This is a genomic window from Kushneria halocnemicola (genome assembly GCF_965650455.1).
GTDB lineage: Bacteria > Pseudomonadota > Gammaproteobacteria > Pseudomonadales > Halomonadaceae > Kushneria.
In genome coordinates this window covers 131,403-147,212 of record NZ_OZ287968.1, presented here as the reverse complement: position 1 = coordinate 147,212, position 15,810 = coordinate 131,403, and the positions used below count along the sequence as shown (strand labels likewise).

Below are 15,810 nucleotides of genomic sequence, written 5' to 3'. Positions count from 1 at the left end.
GTATAAGAAGACATGGCATACGGCGGTATTATTCAGTGGCGTCACGTACTGCAAGCCATACGAAAAGAGGGCCTCGCCGGTGATGGCGAAGCCCCCTTTCACGAACGTAAAACGATAGCGCGGCTCAGGCGCGACGCTGCTCGGCTACCACTACCGGCGCCTGGCTATGCGTCTGCTCATCGACGGTATCGGTCGAGGAGACTCCCTTTGCCTGTGACGCTGCACGCGCAAGGCTTGCCCGGACAAGGTCGCGGAGCTGGTCGCAGGTAATGATGATGCGCTCTGCGCGGGGCTGTCCCTGCCAGATGACATCGATGACCGGATGTTCCCGCGTTTGATCGATACCGACGATACGCCCCTGCCGCTCCCGACGTGCATCCTTCAGCGTTGATCCCAAAAGCTGATGGACACCGCTGACACATTGTTTTCCGGTTACGTATGGCATGGCTGGCTGACCTGTTGCTGCCATTGAACGGCAGTCATTTCGGGTGCATTGCTGCACGCAAAAGAATCAATCAAGGTTGACAAATCATTCGTTTTAAAGCGCAACCTTAACATATTGAACTGATCAGAACACGGTATATTTGTCAATAAAATTGTCGCCATAATGCGACACTTTCGCCCCTTCAGGCCAGCCATCAGGCGGAAATCGGGGCACACGGGATACCCCGATTATTGCTTGATATCAGCGTCCTTCGGCCAGCTTTTGCGCCAGTTCATCGAGGCGTTCGACTTCGATATTTGGTACAAGCGCGGGGTCTTCTATCAATGCCGTTTTGTCACGATGAATCCAGGCCGCCTTCAAACCGGCATGACGAGCCCCCTGAATATCCCAGTTGTTACTCGAGACCAGCCAGGCATTTTCGTGGGCCACATTCATGCGCCGTGCCATATGGTGATAGACCACAGGGTCAGGCTTGAAGCGTTTAATGTCGTCAACGCTGACCAGCGCCTCAAAGTGATGGGCAAGCCCTGCATTGCCCAGCACCGCCTGCATGGCGTTTTCGGTGCCGTTGGAAAAAGCCACACAGCGATAGCCGGAGGCCACCAGCGAGGCAAGCGCTGCATCGACCTCCTCAAAGGCGGGCAGCCGGGCATAGGCCGATAGCCATTCATCCCGGGTGGCGGCATCAACATCGACACCCTGCGCCGCGATGGCCACATCAAGCGCATCACGGGTACACACCGAGAATTCAACGTAGCGGCCCATTAACCCGCGGCGAAAGGCCAGCTGCAGCTGGCTGGCGCGCCACTGGGCGGCGACTGCTTCTGCGCTGTCGCCCAGCGTCGGACGCAACACATCGGACATGGCGCCCGGGTTGATCAGCGTGCCGTAAACATCAAAGGCCAGTAGGGTCTGTGTCATTTCTCCTCCATGAGAAAGCTGTGTATTCAGAAAATGCGTCAAAAAAGGACGCCCGAAGGCGTCCCTTTATAGAGCGATAACATTACAGGGTAATGCTTAAAGCGTCTTGCCCATGGCCAGTGCCGTATCCAGCATCCGGTTGGAAAAGCCCCACTCGTTGTCGTACCAGGACATGACCTTGACCAGCTTGCCGTTGACACGCGTGTGGTTGGTGTCAAAGGTCGAGGAGCTGGGGTTGTGGTTGAAATCGATCGAGACCAGCGGCTTCTCGTTGATGTTCAACACGCCCGACTTCTCGGCGGCATCGCGCATGATCTGGTTGATCTCGTCACGGCTGGTCTCGCGCGAGGCCGTAAAGGTCAGATCCACAACCGAGACGTTGATCACGGGCACGCGAATGGCGAAACCGTCCAGCTTGCCGTCAAGCTCGGGCAGCACCTTGGCCACGGCCGAGGCGGCACCGGTCTTGGTTGGAATCATCGACTGCGTGGCGCTGCGCGCGCGGAACGGGTCGGAATGATAGACGTCAGACAGGTTCTGATCATTGGTGTAGGCGTGGATGGTGTTCATCAGGCCGGTCTCGATACCCACGGTATCGTTAAGGGCCTTGGCTACCGGCGCCAGGCAGTTGGTGGTGCACGACGCATTGGAAACCACGGTGTGGCCGGCTTCCAGTACGTTTTCGTTGACACCAAAGACGATGGTGGCGTCGGCATCACCGCTCGGCCCGGAAATCAGCACCCGCTTGGCGCCGGCTTCAATATGCTTGGCAGCGGCATCGCGCTTGGTGAAGATACCCGTGCATTCCATGACCAGATCGATATTCAGATCGCCCCAGGGAAGCTTGGCAGGATCCCGCTCGGAGAGAATGCGAACACGGTCGCCGTTGACGGTAAAGCTTTCGTCGTCATGCGTAATGTCGGCGTTGAAATGGCCGTGCGTGGTGTCATTTTCCAGCAGCAGCGCATTCAGCGCCGGGTCGCCCAGATCGTTGATGGCAACGACCTCGATACGGTCACGATAACCCCCTTCATAAAGTGCACGAAAGGTGTTTCGTCCGATACGTCCGAACCCGTTGATTGCGACACGAAGCGTCATGTTTTCTCCTCCTGCGACATTGGATGAAGCTCATCACCGACAGGTTAATGAGCCGCAATTCTCTCGGTTTTCGGCCCTTGATTGTCTAACGTGGGGTCATTTTTTCTGACCTCAATGGCCTGTTGTAAAGCACTGTCCATATTGGTGCCATCGATCAAACCGGACAGGCACCAATATTTTTGCGTTCGCCGCGATGTGATGCCCGGACAAGTCTGGCCCGGGACAACGAATTACGCCAGAACCCATCTTCTTTGAGTGACCCGGCCCCTGCCTGAGGCGGCAGAGCTTATAAAAGCCCTGTCGTCGACAACGGCCACAAAATGGATGAATCGTGTCAAACCAGGCGCAACCCGGTAAAGTCCTGCCTGTGTGACATGCTTTATCCTGTATGACCCCTCGCCAGCGTGTTGCCACAATGACTGATATTCTGGCGATAGCGATGAGCAGGACATGTTTCAAAGACTTATAGAACCTCAGGAGTACCATTCGCCATGACACGCCCCGCCCTGGTCGGCGATATCGGTGGCACCAACGCCCGCTTCGCCCTGGTGACCCCCGGCGCCTTCGATCTGCATGATATCCAGACGCTGGCCTGTGCCGATCACGCCAACCTTGATGACGCGGTCAATGCCTATCTTGCCAGTGTCGATGGTGAGCGGCCGATCGAGGCCTGTCTGGCCTTTGCCTGCCCGGTACACGATGACGAAATCAAGATGACCAACAATCCATGGCGTTTTTCCAAAAACGCCATGAAACAGAGTCTTGGCCTGGACAACTTCAAGGTCATCAACGATTTTACCGCCATGGCGCTGGGACTGCCCCATATTCCCGACGAGGATCTGGTCAACCTGGGCAACGGCCACAGCGAAGCCGGACGCGCCCGACTGGTGATCGGCCCGGGCACCGGCCTGGGGCTGGCCGGCCTGGCACCGAGTCAGCGTTTCTGGATCCCGCTGTCGGCCGAAGGCGGCCATGCCAGTTTCGCCCCGGTCGATGACTTCGAGATTCGTCTGCTGCAGTGGTTTCGTGGACGCTATGGTCGCGTCTCGATCGAGCGCGTTCTGTGCGGCCAGGGCCTTCTGGATATCTACACGGCCATGTGTGAGTTCGAAGGTCATGGCTGCCGCCTTGAAACGCCGGCATGCGTGACCGAAGCCGCCCGCGGTGAAAAGGATCACGTCGCCCATCAGGCCGTACTGCGCTTTTGCAAGATTCTCGGCGATGCCACCGGCGACGCCGCCCTGACGCTGGGTGCCCGCGGCGGTGTTTATCTGTGCGGCGGGATCCTGCCACGCATCCTCGATGTGCTCCGGATCAGCGATTTTCGCAAGGCCTTTGCCGACAAGGGACGCATGAGCCCCTACAATGCCGATATCGCGACCTGGGTCGTGACCGCCAAATGGACCGGACTGCTGGGCGCGGCCGAAGCACTCCACAACGAGGAGGTGACATGATCCCGGATGCACTAAGCGAGCTTTTGTCCTCCACTCAGGGGCAGCGTGATGCCACCTGGCAGGGGCGTTCGCTGCTGGTCATCAACGATGACTGGGGCCAGCTGATTCTCTCCCGCCACGGCGGTCACCTGCTGCACTATGCCCCGGCCGGTGAGCGCGGCTGGCTCTGGACCACGTCCACGCCCAAGGCGCCGCCGGAGGCGCTTCGCGGCGGCGTGCCACTGTGCTGGCCCTGGTTTGGCGAGCCCGACGATGGTCAGGGGCCGATGCACGGGCTGGCCCGTACGGCCGACTGGCGCATCGACGCCGTCGACGAGGATGTGGAAGGCGGTGTGGAAATTCACCTGTCGCCCGAAACGAAGCTGCATGACATGCTCGCGCCCCGACTGGTCATTCACGCCAACGCGCAGCGTCTGGCCATGGAGCTTGTCACCGAGCACATCGGCGAAACGCCGATACGTCTGACCCAGGCGCTGCACGCCTATTTCGCCGTCCCGGACACCCATCAGTGCCGCATCGAGGGGCTGGGCGGGGCGCGCTATCTCGACAAGCTGGCCGACTACGCCGAGGCAGAACAGACCGGCGTGCTGGGCATTCGCGGGGCGCTGGATCGCATTCATCACTCCAGCCGACCGCTGGTGCTGGACGACGGCCAAAGGCGTTTGAGAATTGCCAAGCAGGGCAGCGACTCGACCGTGGTCTGGCATCCGGGTGATAAGCTGCCGAGCGACATCCCTGATCGTGAACGCCTGAACTTTCTCTGCATCGAGCCGGCATGTACCCGTCTGGATCCGGTCTGGCTCGCCCCCGGGGCGCAGCACGTCCTGTCGATGCACATAAGCCCTGAATCTCCGGCCCAGGAATAACGCTGATGAGCACGAATGTTGCGCCCTTCGTGATCGGTCTGCGTCAGCTGCCGTATTACGACAGCCTGAAAACGCCCGAGGCCGTGGCCGCCTGGTTTGAGCAGCGCCTTGAAGAAGGGCTCTGTGAATTTGATCACAGCGATCTCGAAAGGGATCAGGAAGCCCTGCTGGGACAGGCCATCCGGCAACTGTCGGGCGAGTCCGCCCGACAGCTGCAGTTCGACATGGGCGTTGGCGTGATCCCGGCACGGCGCAACGACGACCCCTTTGGCGCCAAGTATTACGACACGCGCCCCGAGTATCTTGACGAGGTCGTGGATCGCGCGCTGAAGCAGCTGGGCCTGGAGCAGCTCAACACCCTCATGCTCATGCGCCCCGATCCGCTGATGGATGTGGAAGCCACCGGAAAGGCGCTGGACGCCATTATCGACAGCGGTCGAGCGCGCCGGATTGGCGTGGCCAACTTCCTGCCCGCCCAGTGGCGCCATCTACAGGCCGCCATGAAGACACCGCTGGCCTGTCAGCAAATGGAGATGTCGATCGCCCGCAGCCAGATGCTTTTTGATGGCATGTGGGACAGCCTGTTGCGCGACAACATGTCGGGTCTGGCCGGTTCCCCACTGTGGGGCGGGCGCATCTTTGAAAACCAGCTGGGTCAGGTGCTCAAAACGATGGCTGACACCCACCAGGTCAGCCCTGCCGGCGTTGCGCTGGCCTGGCTCAACACCATCCCGGGCCGACCCAGGGCGGTTGTGGGCACGCTTCGGCCTGCACGACTTCAGACACTGGCCCACGATGCCGGCCTGACGCTGAGCCGGCCGGAGTGGTTCGCGTTGCTGGAAGCGGTTCGCGCCTGCCGCGTCCCCTGATCCCTCGTGCCAGGACGTTCCAGGGCTGTCCGCTTTCGAGCGGGCAGTCCTTTTTTTCTGCGCGTTTTCCGGCATCGAGACCGGTGGCGCCGTAAGCAGGGCTACCGACCAAGCGAGCCGCACCCAATCCCTGACATGATTTCTGAAGCCGCGACCAAAAAAAAGCCCGCCTCAAAACGAGACGGGCAAAACAACAGCCGAGGCTGCCGAGAGAGTCGGTAGCGACAGGTTGTTTATGCCCTGTCGTCTGATAATTCGATTAATGCATTACTCAGTGCTTGATGGTGGCAACGGTCTCACGAGCGATGGCGCGGATGCCGTCCCAGTCCTCGTTTTCAATCAATTCCTTTGGCGCTATCCATGTCCCGCCCACGCACATGACGTTGCGAAGCCTTAGATAGTTTTCCGCATTGTCAGGCGTAATGCCGCCGGTCGGGCAGAACTGAACATCGCCCAGCGGGCCTGCCAGCGCCTTGAGCGCAGCGACACCGCCGCTGGCTTCAGCCGGGAAGAACTTGAAGCGACGATAGCCGTACTGCCAGCCGGTCAGAAGCTCGGTCGCGGTTGCGATGCCCGGCAGCAGCGGCACCGGGCTCTGGATACCGTACTCATACAGGCGATCGGTCGTGCCGGGGGTGACCACAAAATCCACGCCGGCGTCTTCTGCGCGGCGATACTGGGCAGGCGTCAGCACCGTACCGGCGCCAATGCTGGCTTCGGGCAGTTCATCACGCAGCCGATACAACGCTTCCATGGCGCAGTCCGTTCGCAGGGTGATCTCCAGTACGGTCAGGCCACCCTCATAAAGCGCGCGACACAACGGCACGGCATCCTCGATGCGATGAATGGTCAGCACCGGAATTACCGTGGTCCGCTGACAGATGCTGTCAATTTCGGTCGTACGTGTGGACGGTAGCTGCTTGTCCGATGCCATGAAGCCTCCTGATCATCACCCCGGCGGTATGCGCCGCACTAAACGAATCGAGGATCATCATCCTCGATTCGGCTCTGTTTGTTTGCCCGGCATTGCCTGAGGCGCCGGGACATGGTTTATCGTGTCATGGCGCCCAGTAAAGTGCCAGCGGCGCATCAAGAAAAGCCCGAATCGGCAGTTCATTGCGATCGCTTCCGGCCATGGCGCTGGCCAGCACGGTCTTTTTGTCGGCCCCGTTGAGATGCAGATAGCGACGGCGCGAGCGCATGAGGCGATCGCGCGTCAGAGAGATTCGCGGCTGGCCAACGCTTGGCGCATGAGCGGCAATCACCAGCGCCTCGCTTTCCAGCCCCTCGGCAAGCTGCTCGCTGTCCGGGAAAAGCGAGGCCGTATGGCCGTCGCCGCCCATGCCCAGTACCACCACGCTGGCAGGCCAGGTCAACGCCGCAAGGCGCTGACTGACGTCTTCTGCCCCATCTTCGGGCGTCTTTTCGTCATTGACGAGCGGATGGAAACGGGCTTGGGCTGCGGCGTTGATCAGCATATGGGTGCGCACGAAACGATCGTTGCTGTCGTCGTGGTCGGTCGGCACCCACCGCTCATCGGCCAGCGTAATGTCTACCCGGGACCACGGTAGCTCAAGGGCGCTCAGCGCCTGCATGAACGGTTTCGGCGTGCTGCCGCCCGAAAGAACCAGCGTCACCCGCTCCTGGTGCTCAAGGTCTTCCCTGAGCGCGCCGGCAATGCTCACGGCCAGATCGTGTGCCAGACGCGTTCGCGCGTCATCTGCTTCAGTAGTCTTCATACCAGCTTCGTCCGTCCTGGGTGATCATGCCAATGGAGGAAACCGGGCCCCACGAGCCTGCCGGATAGCGCTTGGGCATGATGTCGCGCGCCTCCCAGCCCTGAATCAGCTGATCGATCCAGCGCCAGGAGTATTCGATCTCATCACGGCGCACGAACAGATACTGTTGCCCCTTCATGACCTCAAGCAGCAACCGCTCGTAGGCGTCGGGGATACGCGCCGAGGGGAAGGCCTGATGAAAGTCCAGATGCAGTGGCCCGGTACGCAGGCGCATGCCCTTGTCCAGCCCGCTGTCCTTGGTCAGCACCTGCAGCGCAATGCCCTCGTCGGGCTGCAGCCGGATGATCAGCTTGTTGGCCGCCATGCTGCGCTGGTCGTTATCAAAGATGTAGTGCGACTGCGGGCGAAAGTGAATCACGATCTGCGAGAGCTTTTCCGGCATGCGCTTGCCGGTGCGCAGATAAAAGGGCACGCCTGCCCAGCGCCAGTTCTGAATCTCGGTCTTGAAGGCCACAAAGGTTTCGGTGCGCGAGTCGACGTTGGCGCCCTCCTCCTCGAGATAGCCCGGCACCGACTTGCCGGCAATGGTACCGGCGATGTACTGCCCCCTGACCACATCGGTGTCCAGACGCTCGCCTTCAAACGGGCGCAGTGCCTTGAGCACCTTGACCTTTTCATCGCGAATGCTGTCCGCATCAAGGTTGGAAGGCGGGTCCATGGCGATCATGCACAAAAGCTGCATCAGATGGTTCTGGACCATGTCGCGCAGCTGGCCGGCCTGGTCGAAATAGCCCCAGCGCCCTTCAATGCCGACCGTCTCGGCCACCGTGATCTCGACATGCGAGATATGGCTTTGATTCCACTGACTGCCGAACAGCGGGTTGGCAAAACGCAGGGCCAGCAGGTTTTGAACCGTTTCCTTGCCCAGATAGTGGTCGATGCGATAGATCCGGCTTTCGTCAAACACGGCGCCGATGGCGTCGTTGATCTGCTCGGAGGTCTGAAGCGAATAGCCGATCGGCTTTTCGACCACCACGCGGGATTCGTCATCCAGACAGCCGCTTGTCGACAGATTGGCGCAGATATCGCCGTAAAGACGCGCCGGCACCGACAGATAGATGGTCAGCGGTCGCGGACTGTTGTCGTGCCACCGGGCAATCTGGTTGTAGCTTTCGGGAGAGGCAAAATCGATTTCGATATAGTCCAGCCGCGCCAGAAACCGATTCATGCTCTCCTCGGTACGCTCATCGGGGCGTACGCGGGTTTCCAGTGCATCGCGCACGCGCGCACGGAAGGCATCCTTGTCGTATTCCTGACGCGCCAGACCCAGAATACGGGTCTCGGGCGCCATCAGCGCTTCGCGATCCAGATGGTAGAGCGCAACATACAGCTTGCGCAGGGCCAGATCGCCCAGCGCACCGAAAAGCGCCAGATCGACAGCAGTACTGTTGTCGTCTTTCACACTCATGCCGTGCTCCCTTCCCGGTTTGGTAGATTTCCGACAACGTTAGACATCAGCACATCATCCTCGCAACACATTGCTTCTTCCATCAGGGCAGCAGGTAGCAGCCCCATTGTCTGCCCCTGAGGGTATGAACACTGTCGAACCAGTATCCGGCATGGCGGGCAGACCGTTGGCACAGGCATGGCTGCGCGCGACCCTGATCATGCATCATTTGACAGGATAGTTCGGCGGCATCGAGGCTGCATGAGGCCACAATGATATCAGTACTCTTTTGCCTTGGGGATGAGATTTTCACAACGTATTGATTGCCATGACCCGCCCATAAACGCCCGAATCATAAGCCTTTGGTCTAATACGTCATGGTGCTCACTAGCCTTACCCTACCTTAACAATTTTATTATGGTGCGTACGATTCTCGGCGCCATCCGCTACCCATCGGTCACCATTTCTCCGGTTTTTCCGAAACGGTTCGCTTCAGAGAACCCTGCTCTCTGCATGTGACAGCAAATGCCCATAATGGCGCAGTACACAGGCATCGGCGCTGGTAGTTTATGGCTGACACGATTAAGCACTTCACTTTCATCATGGCTGTATAAGGAAATGACATGGTAGGTCACTCAGGGGGCAGCTCAGGCGCTGCACAACAGGGTCAGGACAAGCCGGACGCGGTCATAAATGCCGATATCGTGCCCATGGTATGGCTGAGCTGCGGCCTGGCCGCTCTGGCCGGCCTGCTGTTCGGCATGGATATCGGCGTCATTTCGGGCGCCCTGCCCTTTATCGTCAACGAGTTTCACATCTCCACGCTGATGGAGGGCTGGATTGTCAGCTCCATGATGGTCGGGGCCGCGTTGGGTGCGATGGGCGCCGGCGCCGTTTCCCAGCGCTTTGGCCGCAAAAAGGCGCTGATGTACAGCTCGCTTTTGTTTTTTGTCGGTGCGCTGGTGGCCGTCATGTCGACCAGCCCGCACATTCTGGTCATCGCCCGCATTCTGCTGGGCCTGGCCGTAGGCGTGGCCTCCTTTACGGCCCCGCTGTATCTTTCCGAGGTCGCCCCCGAACGCATTCGCGGTACCACCATCTCCTTTTATCAGTTGATGGTGACCATCGGCATTCTGGCCGCTTTTGTTTCGAACCTGGCCTTTAGCTACATCGAAAGCTGGCGCTGGATGTTCGGCGTTTTGATGATTCCGGCCGCCATGCTGTTTATCGGGGTGCTCATGGTGCCCAACAGCCCGCGCTGGCTCGCCTCGCGAGACCGCTTTGAGGAAGCTCGTGAAGTGCTTACCAGACTGCGCAGCAGCAAGGTCGAAATCGACTACGAAATGGGCGAAATCGAGGAGAGCATCAACGCCGAGCAGAAAAGCCGCGGCTTTCAGATGTTCAAGGAAAATCCCAATTTCCGTCGTTCGGTGATGCTGGGCATCTGTCTGCAGCTGGTTCAGCAGTTCACCGGTATGAACGCCATCATGTACTTCGCCCCGCAGATCTTTCAGATGTCGGGCTTTGAAGGCACCGCCGCCCAGCTCTGGAGCACGGTCGCTACCGGTCTGGTCAACGTGCTGGCCACCTTCATTGCCATCGGCTTCGTGGATCGTCTGGGCCGCAAGCCGATCCTCTACGCCGGCTTTACCGTCATGGCTGCCAGCATGGCCATTCTGGCCTCCATTCTGGTCATTGGCCCGACCACCACCTTTTTGCAGTACACCGGCATGGCCTCACTGCTGATCTTCGTCGCCGGATTTGCGATGTCGGCAGGCCCGCTGATCTGGACCCTGTGCGCCGAGATCCAGCCGCTCAACGGCCGTGACTTCGGCCTGAGCTGCTCAACGGTTGCCAACTGGGTGGGCAACTTCGCCATCGGCCAGTTCTTCCCGGTCATGATTGCCGCCATCGGCGGCGCCATGACATTCGGCATTCTCTCGGTACTCAACGTGGTCTTTATCATCTTCACGCTGCTGCTGATCCCCGAAACCAAGGGCATCTCGCTTGAGAAGATCGAAAAGAACCTGATGAGTGGCAAGGCGCTCAAAAACATCGGCAGCTGATCACCCCCGATGCCTGCAGACCGGCCCCTTCTCACATGAGAAGGGGCTTTCTCATGGTCATGGCAGTGCCGGCGGCATACAAAAATATCAGCAGTGACGTATATAAGCGCCAGAGCGTGCTAGCATGCCCTCTCAACCCCACTCGACGCTTCTGAGGAGTTTCCCCGATGCGCAGTCTCGTTGCCCTCTCCCTTGCCATGCTCAGCACCACGGCATTCGCCGACACCTTTCGTTTCACGGCCATTCCCGACGAAGACGAATCAAGGCTGGTCGAGCGTTTTGACAAGGTGGCCGACTATCTTTCCGAGAAAACGGGTCTGGATGTCGAGTACGTTCCGGTCAAGTCCTACGCGGCCGCCGTCAGCGCCTTTCGCAACGATCAGGTTCAACTGGCCTGGTTTGGCGGCCTGACCGGCGTACAGGCGCGTCAGTTTGTACCCGGCTCGCAGGCCATTGCCCAGGGCAAGGAAGACGCCGAATTCGAGACGTATTTCATTGCCAATGCCGATACCGGGCTTGAGGCAGATCAGTCGGAGCTGCCGGATGCTCTGGAAGGCAAGACCTTTACCTTCGGCGCCAAGACCTCGACCTCCGGACGATTGATGCCCGACTACTATCTGCGCGAGCGCTTTGACAAGGCGCCTGAAGACATCTTCTCCCGCGTGGGCTACTCGGGCGATCATACCCGTACCATGGCCCTGGTCGAATCGGGTGCCTTTGATGTCGGTGCGCTCAATTACACCGTCTGGGACGCCGCCGTGGCCGATGGCCGCGTGGACACCGACAAGGTGCACGTGATCTGGGCCACGCCGAGCTATCCGGACTATCAGTGGACCATCCGCGGTGATGTTGATGAGCACTACGGTGACGACGCCACGGCCCACGTTCGCCAGGCCCTGCTGGACATGACCGACCCTGACCTTCTGTCCAGCTTCCCGCGTGAAGGGTTCATTCCGGCCTCCAATGAGGACTATGCGCCCATCGAGCAGGTCGGCCAGGAGCTGGGGCTGCTGCGATAAGGCCATGCTGGACACTGCTACTGCCGGCCCCGGCACCTTCGCCGCACTTGCAGGGTTTGACCATGAAAGGCTGGGGCACGGCCAGAATGTTGTCTTTCCCGACCTGACACTGCACATCTCACAGGGCGAGCGTATCGCCCTGCTGGGACGCAGCGGGGTGGGGAAATCGACTCTGCTGGACGCCCTGCGCGTTCAGCTCGGCGACCAGAGCGCCTGGTGTCCGCAGGCCAATGCGCTGGTGCCCACGCTCTCGGCCTATCACAACATCTATATGGGCCGTCTGGCCCATTTTTCGCGCTGGCAAAACCTCATCAACCTGCTGCGTCCCGACCGGGCCTGCTGGCAGGAGATCAGCGAGCTTGCCGGGACACTCGGGCTTGACGGCCTGCTGCGCCGCCAGGTCGATCAGCTCTCCGGCGGCCAGCAACAGCGCGTAGCGATCGCCCGCGCCCTGTATCAAAGGCGACCCGTTTTCATCGGCGACGAGCCGGTTTCAAGCGTCGATCCGCGCCAGGGCGTTCGACTGCTCGAGCTGATCAAGGCGCGTCATCACACCTGCGTGGTGGCCCTGCATCAGCGCGAGCTGGCACTGGCACACTTTGATCGCATCATCGGGCTGGATGACGGCCGCATCACCATCGATGCCCTCTCCTGTGAGCTGACATCGGACGATCTTGACGTGCTGTATGTCACGGACTGAGGCCCCCGCCGGCTGGTTTGGCTGGCTTCGCGGCGACAATCTTGGTGCCCGGCTTTTGCGCCTGACACTAATGATGGTGGCCGTCATGACCGTGCTGCTGCCGCTGGCCGACCTGTCGATCACCACGCGCGACCCATGGGCCGAGCTGGGGCGCATGCTCAAGGGACTGATTCTGCCGGACATTACGGCCACCGAATCCCCGCTGCAGGCGCTGCTGCTGACCATTACCTTTGCCCTGTGGGGCGTGGTGCTGGGCGTGGTGCTCGGGTTTCCGCTGGCATTGATCTTCATGCGCTCACGACTGGTACGCACCCTGTGCGCTTTCGTGCGGGCCATCCATGAGCTTTTCTGGGCGCTGCTGTTTCTTCAGGTGTTCGGGCTGTCTGCCGTGACGGCACTGGTGGCCATCGCCCTGCCCTATGCGGCCACCTTTGCCAAGGTCTATGCCGAAATCCTGGCCGAGATCGATCGCGGGCCGGCGCGAACGCTGTCGCCTGATACCGACCGGCTCTCCCGCTTTGTCTATACCGAGCTGCCGCTGGCCTGGCAGCGTCTGTCCGGCTACACGCGCTATCGCTTTGAATGCGCCCTGCGCGCCAGTGTGCTGCTGGGGTTCGTGGGACTGCCCACGCTTGGCTACCATCTGGAAAGCGCCTTTCGCCAGGGCCGCTATCATGAAGGAGGGGCGCTGCTGTGGGCCTTTTATCTGCTGATCGCCACGCTTCCCTGGTGGGCGCACCGTCGCCTGCTGCTGCCCTGGCTGCTGGGCACGGCCTTTTTGCTCGGCCCCTGGCCCAGCGTCAACCCGACCCTTTTGTGGCAGTTTGTCAGTCACGACATCTGGCCGCCGCCGCTTTTAAGTGGCGATATCGCCGCACTGCCGGGCTGGTTTGCCGGCCTGCCGGCGCTGCTGCCCGCCATCGGCAACACCCTGCTTTTGGGACTGATGAGCACCGTGGGCTCGCTGCTGGTGGCTCTGCTGGCGTGGCCGCTGGTCAGCCGTCATTTCGGCAACCGTGCCACACGTACCGCGGGGCGGGGCGCCCTGATCGTCATGCGCTCGACGCCGGAGCTTTTGCTGGCCTTTATCCTGCTGTTGCTGACCGGCCCATCACTGCTGCCGGCATGGATTGCGCTGTCGCTGCACAACGGCGCGCTGATTGCCTTTCTGGCCGCCCGCCATGCCGACGACATAACACCGGGTCTGCCCGGTATTCGCGGCGTCAATCTCTACAGCCACGAGCTGCTGCCGCGCATCTATCCCGGCATGCTGGCGCTTTTGTTCTATCGGGCCGAGGTCATCATGCGCGAGACGGCGCTTCTGGGGATGCTGGGCGTGGTCACCCTGGGCTTTCACATCGACTCAAGCTTTGAGTATCTGATGTTTGATCAGGCCGTCGCCCTTTTGATGGTGACGGCCGTGATCAATATGGGGGTGGATGGGCTCTCGCGCCGGCTGCGCCCGGGCGCCCTGCCCGAGCGCCGTCAAAAGCCCCGACCGGCGGCGGTCGGAGAAAGCGCCTAGTGACGCCGCTCAGCCCGGATGGAAGATCGACAGACTGAAGCTTTCGGGCAGTGCCGGCTGGCCGCTCTTGCGATCGACAAAGCGGACCCGAAACCCTTTCCAGGCCTGATATTTGGAAGAGCCGGAGTAGGCCGAGAGGTACTCGATGCCGTCATGGACGATACCGGCATCCTCGACCGTTACCGTGATAATCGGGTCGCGCAGCTCCACCTCACCGTCAGGAAAGGAGAACTCGACCTTTCCCTTGTCCACGGCTTCACAGCGACTGAAGAAGTCACAGCCCGGGCCGCCGCCCTTGCGCCATTTGACGTACTGCGCGATGCCGGTCAGGGCGTGGCGCACCTCACCCTTTTTATCCACCAGTGACGTCTCGCCGATCACACCCGGGCGGCCACGATTGACGCGATAGTCGTCATACAACAACTTGTCATCACTATCGACCTGAGAGGCAAAGCGCAGCTTGCCATCCCAAACGCCCCTGTTTTTGGTGTCCCGATCGGTATCAAATACCACCGCGCCATCGGGGCCGCTGTGGCGCAACACGATCGGATTGGTCTGACGGGTTTTCGCAGAGTGACTCGACTGGATTACCAGCGGCGTGGCCGGCTTCCATTCATCCGCCTCGGCACGCAGTGAACTCGGGGACAATCGCAGCGCGTTGCCGGTGGAATTGCGAACCACGACCTCGCCGCCATCCAGCGACACGCCTCCCATACCGCCGCTGTGCGAGTCGTCCTTGAAGACGTTGGTCCAGCCATACACGCAGGTATTGGACGAGGCGAAGCAGTTCATGAACTGCTGGCTTTCGGTCGTGCGCACGCACGGCCATGGAGACTCGCCGCCGTTGCGACCCTCCCACCAGTTACCGATAAAGCTGGAGCGATAGATCAGCCGGGCACGAATGGCGTCCCCTTTCAGGGCCTCGAAGATGTTGTCCTGAAAGGTCGCCCCGTAGACATTTTTTTTGAAAATGATCGCATTGTCGGAATAGTTGAACTCGTTGCCGACAAAGCGTGCCGTCGTGGAGTTGCTGCCCTTTTCGTCATCGACCTGCACGCCGGTGGTCACACCGATGAAGGTACAGCGCACCAGGCTGTAGTTGACCAGAATCTCTCGCACCCGGATGGCGATCTCGGCGGAGGCGAAATGGACGTTTTCAACAACGGTGTTGTACCCGGTGCTGTCGATAAAGGTGCCCTTCCAGCGCCCCTTGTGGCCGCTGGAGAAGTTGAGATCGCGTACCACCGGGCCGTGGTTGGTAAACATGACGCCATCACCCAGCGAGTGAAACGGCATCAAAATGGCGTGACCCTCATTTCTGAAGCGCTGCCGACCGGGCCCGACAAGATTCTTGCCGCCAAGATCGACCGTTTGCCCGATGGCATAGCGACCCGGCGGTACATAAAGGCTGTTGACGATGCTGGAGCGCGCGGCGCGCACAAAGGCCGCCGAGCTGTCGCTTTTACCGGTCGGGTCGGCGCCCCAGTAAAGAATATTGTTGCGCGCGGTCATGTCGAGCGCTTCGGATCGCTCACGCGACTCGCTGGCCTGAGCCCGCTCCGGGGTTGCAAGAGCACCCGCCATGCCGGCAACAGGCAGCAGGGTCAGGGCGCGACGCATGAAGCGTCGGCGATTGCGATCGTCTGTGGAAAGCGCCATTC

The 15,810-nt window shown here is 60.4% G+C and carries 14 protein-coding genes; 7 read left to right on the top strand and 7 right to left on the bottom strand.

All coding sequences use genetic code 11. The features are described 5' to 3' along the window. Positions 1 to 124 precede the first annotated feature (124 nt). From ACS92L_RS00665 to gap, 3 genes are all read right to left on the bottom strand, one after another. Positions 125 to 445, bottom strand: a complete 321-nt coding sequence (locus ACS92L_RS00665) for a hypothetical protein (RefSeq protein WP_438766342.1) — start codon at positions 443 to 445, stop codon at positions 125 to 127. Positions 446 to 685: 240 nt separating this feature from the next. Beyond that, positions 686 to 1,366: a haloacid dehalogenase type II gene (locus ACS92L_RS00660; RefSeq protein WP_438766340.1), complete on the bottom strand. Its 681-nt coding sequence runs from the start codon at positions 1,364 to 1,366 to the stop codon at positions 686 to 688. A gap of 96 nt (positions 1,367 to 1,462) precedes the next feature. Beyond that, positions 1,463 to 2,464, bottom strand: coding sequence for a type I glyceraldehyde-3-phosphate dehydrogenase (gene gap / locus ACS92L_RS00655; RefSeq protein WP_438766338.1), 1,002 nt, complete (start codon positions 2,462 to 2,464; stop codon positions 1,463 to 1,465). Positions 2,465 to 2,955: 491 nt separating this feature from the next. Between gap and glk the strand changes: the two genes are divergently transcribed. The 3 genes from glk to ACS92L_RS00640 are packed head-to-tail and all read left to right on the top strand — an operon-like array spanning position 2,956 to position 5,653. Next, positions 2,956 to 3,918, top strand: coding sequence for a glucokinase (gene glk / locus ACS92L_RS00650; protein ID WP_438766336.1), 963 nt, complete (start codon positions 2,956 to 2,958; stop codon positions 3,916 to 3,918). Further along, positions 3,915 to 4,784, top strand: a complete 870-nt coding sequence (locus tag ACS92L_RS00645) for a D-hexose-6-phosphate mutarotase (protein ID WP_438766334.1) — start codon at positions 3,915 to 3,917, stop codon at positions 4,782 to 4,784. Before glk ends, ACS92L_RS00645 begins: the two co-directional genes overlap by 4 nt. A gap of 5 nt (positions 4,785 to 4,789) precedes the next feature. Continuing rightward, entirely contained in the window at positions 4,790 to 5,653 is an 864-nt protein-coding gene (locus ACS92L_RS00640; protein ID WP_438766332.1) for an aldo/keto reductase, read from the top strand. 271 nt (positions 5,654 to 5,924) lie between these two features. On the opposite strand, the gene ACS92L_RS00635 is transcribed toward ACS92L_RS00640, so the two are convergent. The 3 genes from ACS92L_RS00635 to zwf form a co-directional block, all read right to left on the bottom strand. Further along, positions 5,925 to 6,587, bottom strand: coding sequence for a bifunctional 4-hydroxy-2-oxoglutarate aldolase/2-dehydro-3-deoxy-phosphogluconate aldolase (locus ACS92L_RS00635; RefSeq protein ID WP_438766331.1), 663 nt, complete (start codon positions 6,585 to 6,587; stop codon positions 5,925 to 5,927). Positions 6,588 to 6,711: 124 nt separating this feature from the next. Beyond that, positions 6,712 to 7,392 (bottom strand): 6-phosphogluconolactonase, encoded by a 681-nt coding sequence (gene pgl / locus ACS92L_RS00630; protein ID WP_438766330.1) that lies wholly within the window; start codon positions 7,390 to 7,392, stop codon positions 6,712 to 6,714. Beyond that, positions 7,379 to 8,860 (bottom strand): glucose-6-phosphate dehydrogenase, encoded by a 1,482-nt coding sequence (gene zwf, locus ACS92L_RS00625; protein WP_438766329.1) that lies wholly within the window; start codon positions 8,858 to 8,860, stop codon positions 7,379 to 7,381. Before zwf ends, pgl begins: the two co-directional genes overlap by 14 nt. Positions 8,861 to 9,462: 602 nt before the next feature. Here zwf and ACS92L_RS00620 point away from each other — a divergent pair. The 4 genes from ACS92L_RS00620 to ACS92L_RS00605 all read left to right on the top strand — a co-directional run bounded on the left by ACS92L_RS00620 (position 9,463) and on the right by ACS92L_RS00605 (position 14,149). Further along, positions 9,463 to 10,905: a sugar porter family MFS transporter gene (locus tag ACS92L_RS00620; RefSeq protein ID WP_438766328.1), complete on the top strand. Its 1,443-nt coding sequence runs from the start codon at positions 9,463 to 9,465 to the stop codon at positions 10,903 to 10,905. A gap of 167 nt (positions 10,906 to 11,072) precedes the next feature. Beyond that, positions 11,073 to 11,924 (top strand): putative selenate ABC transporter substrate-binding protein, encoded by an 852-nt coding sequence (locus ACS92L_RS00615; protein WP_438766327.1) that lies wholly within the window; start codon positions 11,073 to 11,075, stop codon positions 11,922 to 11,924. Positions 11,925 to 11,928: 4 nt separating this feature from the next. Further along, positions 11,929 to 12,624: an ATP-binding cassette domain-containing protein gene (locus ACS92L_RS00610; RefSeq protein WP_438766325.1), complete on the top strand. Its 696-nt coding sequence runs from the start codon at positions 11,929 to 11,931 to the stop codon at positions 12,622 to 12,624. Continuing rightward, positions 12,611 to 14,149, top strand: coding sequence for a PhnE/PtxC family ABC transporter permease (locus tag ACS92L_RS00605; protein ID WP_438766324.1), 1,539 nt, complete (start codon positions 12,611 to 12,613; stop codon positions 14,147 to 14,149). Before ACS92L_RS00610 ends, ACS92L_RS00605 begins: the two co-directional genes overlap by 14 nt. A 9-nt stretch (positions 14,150 to 14,158) precedes the next feature. On the opposite strand, the gene ACS92L_RS00600 is transcribed toward ACS92L_RS00605, so the two are convergent. Further along, the gene (locus ACS92L_RS00600) at positions 14,159 to 15,808 is read right to left on the bottom strand and encodes a hypothetical protein (RefSeq protein WP_438766323.1); all 1,650 of its coding nucleotides are present in this window, start codon (positions 15,806 to 15,808) and stop codon (positions 14,159 to 14,161) included. Positions 15,809 to 15,810: the final 2 nt, after the last annotated feature.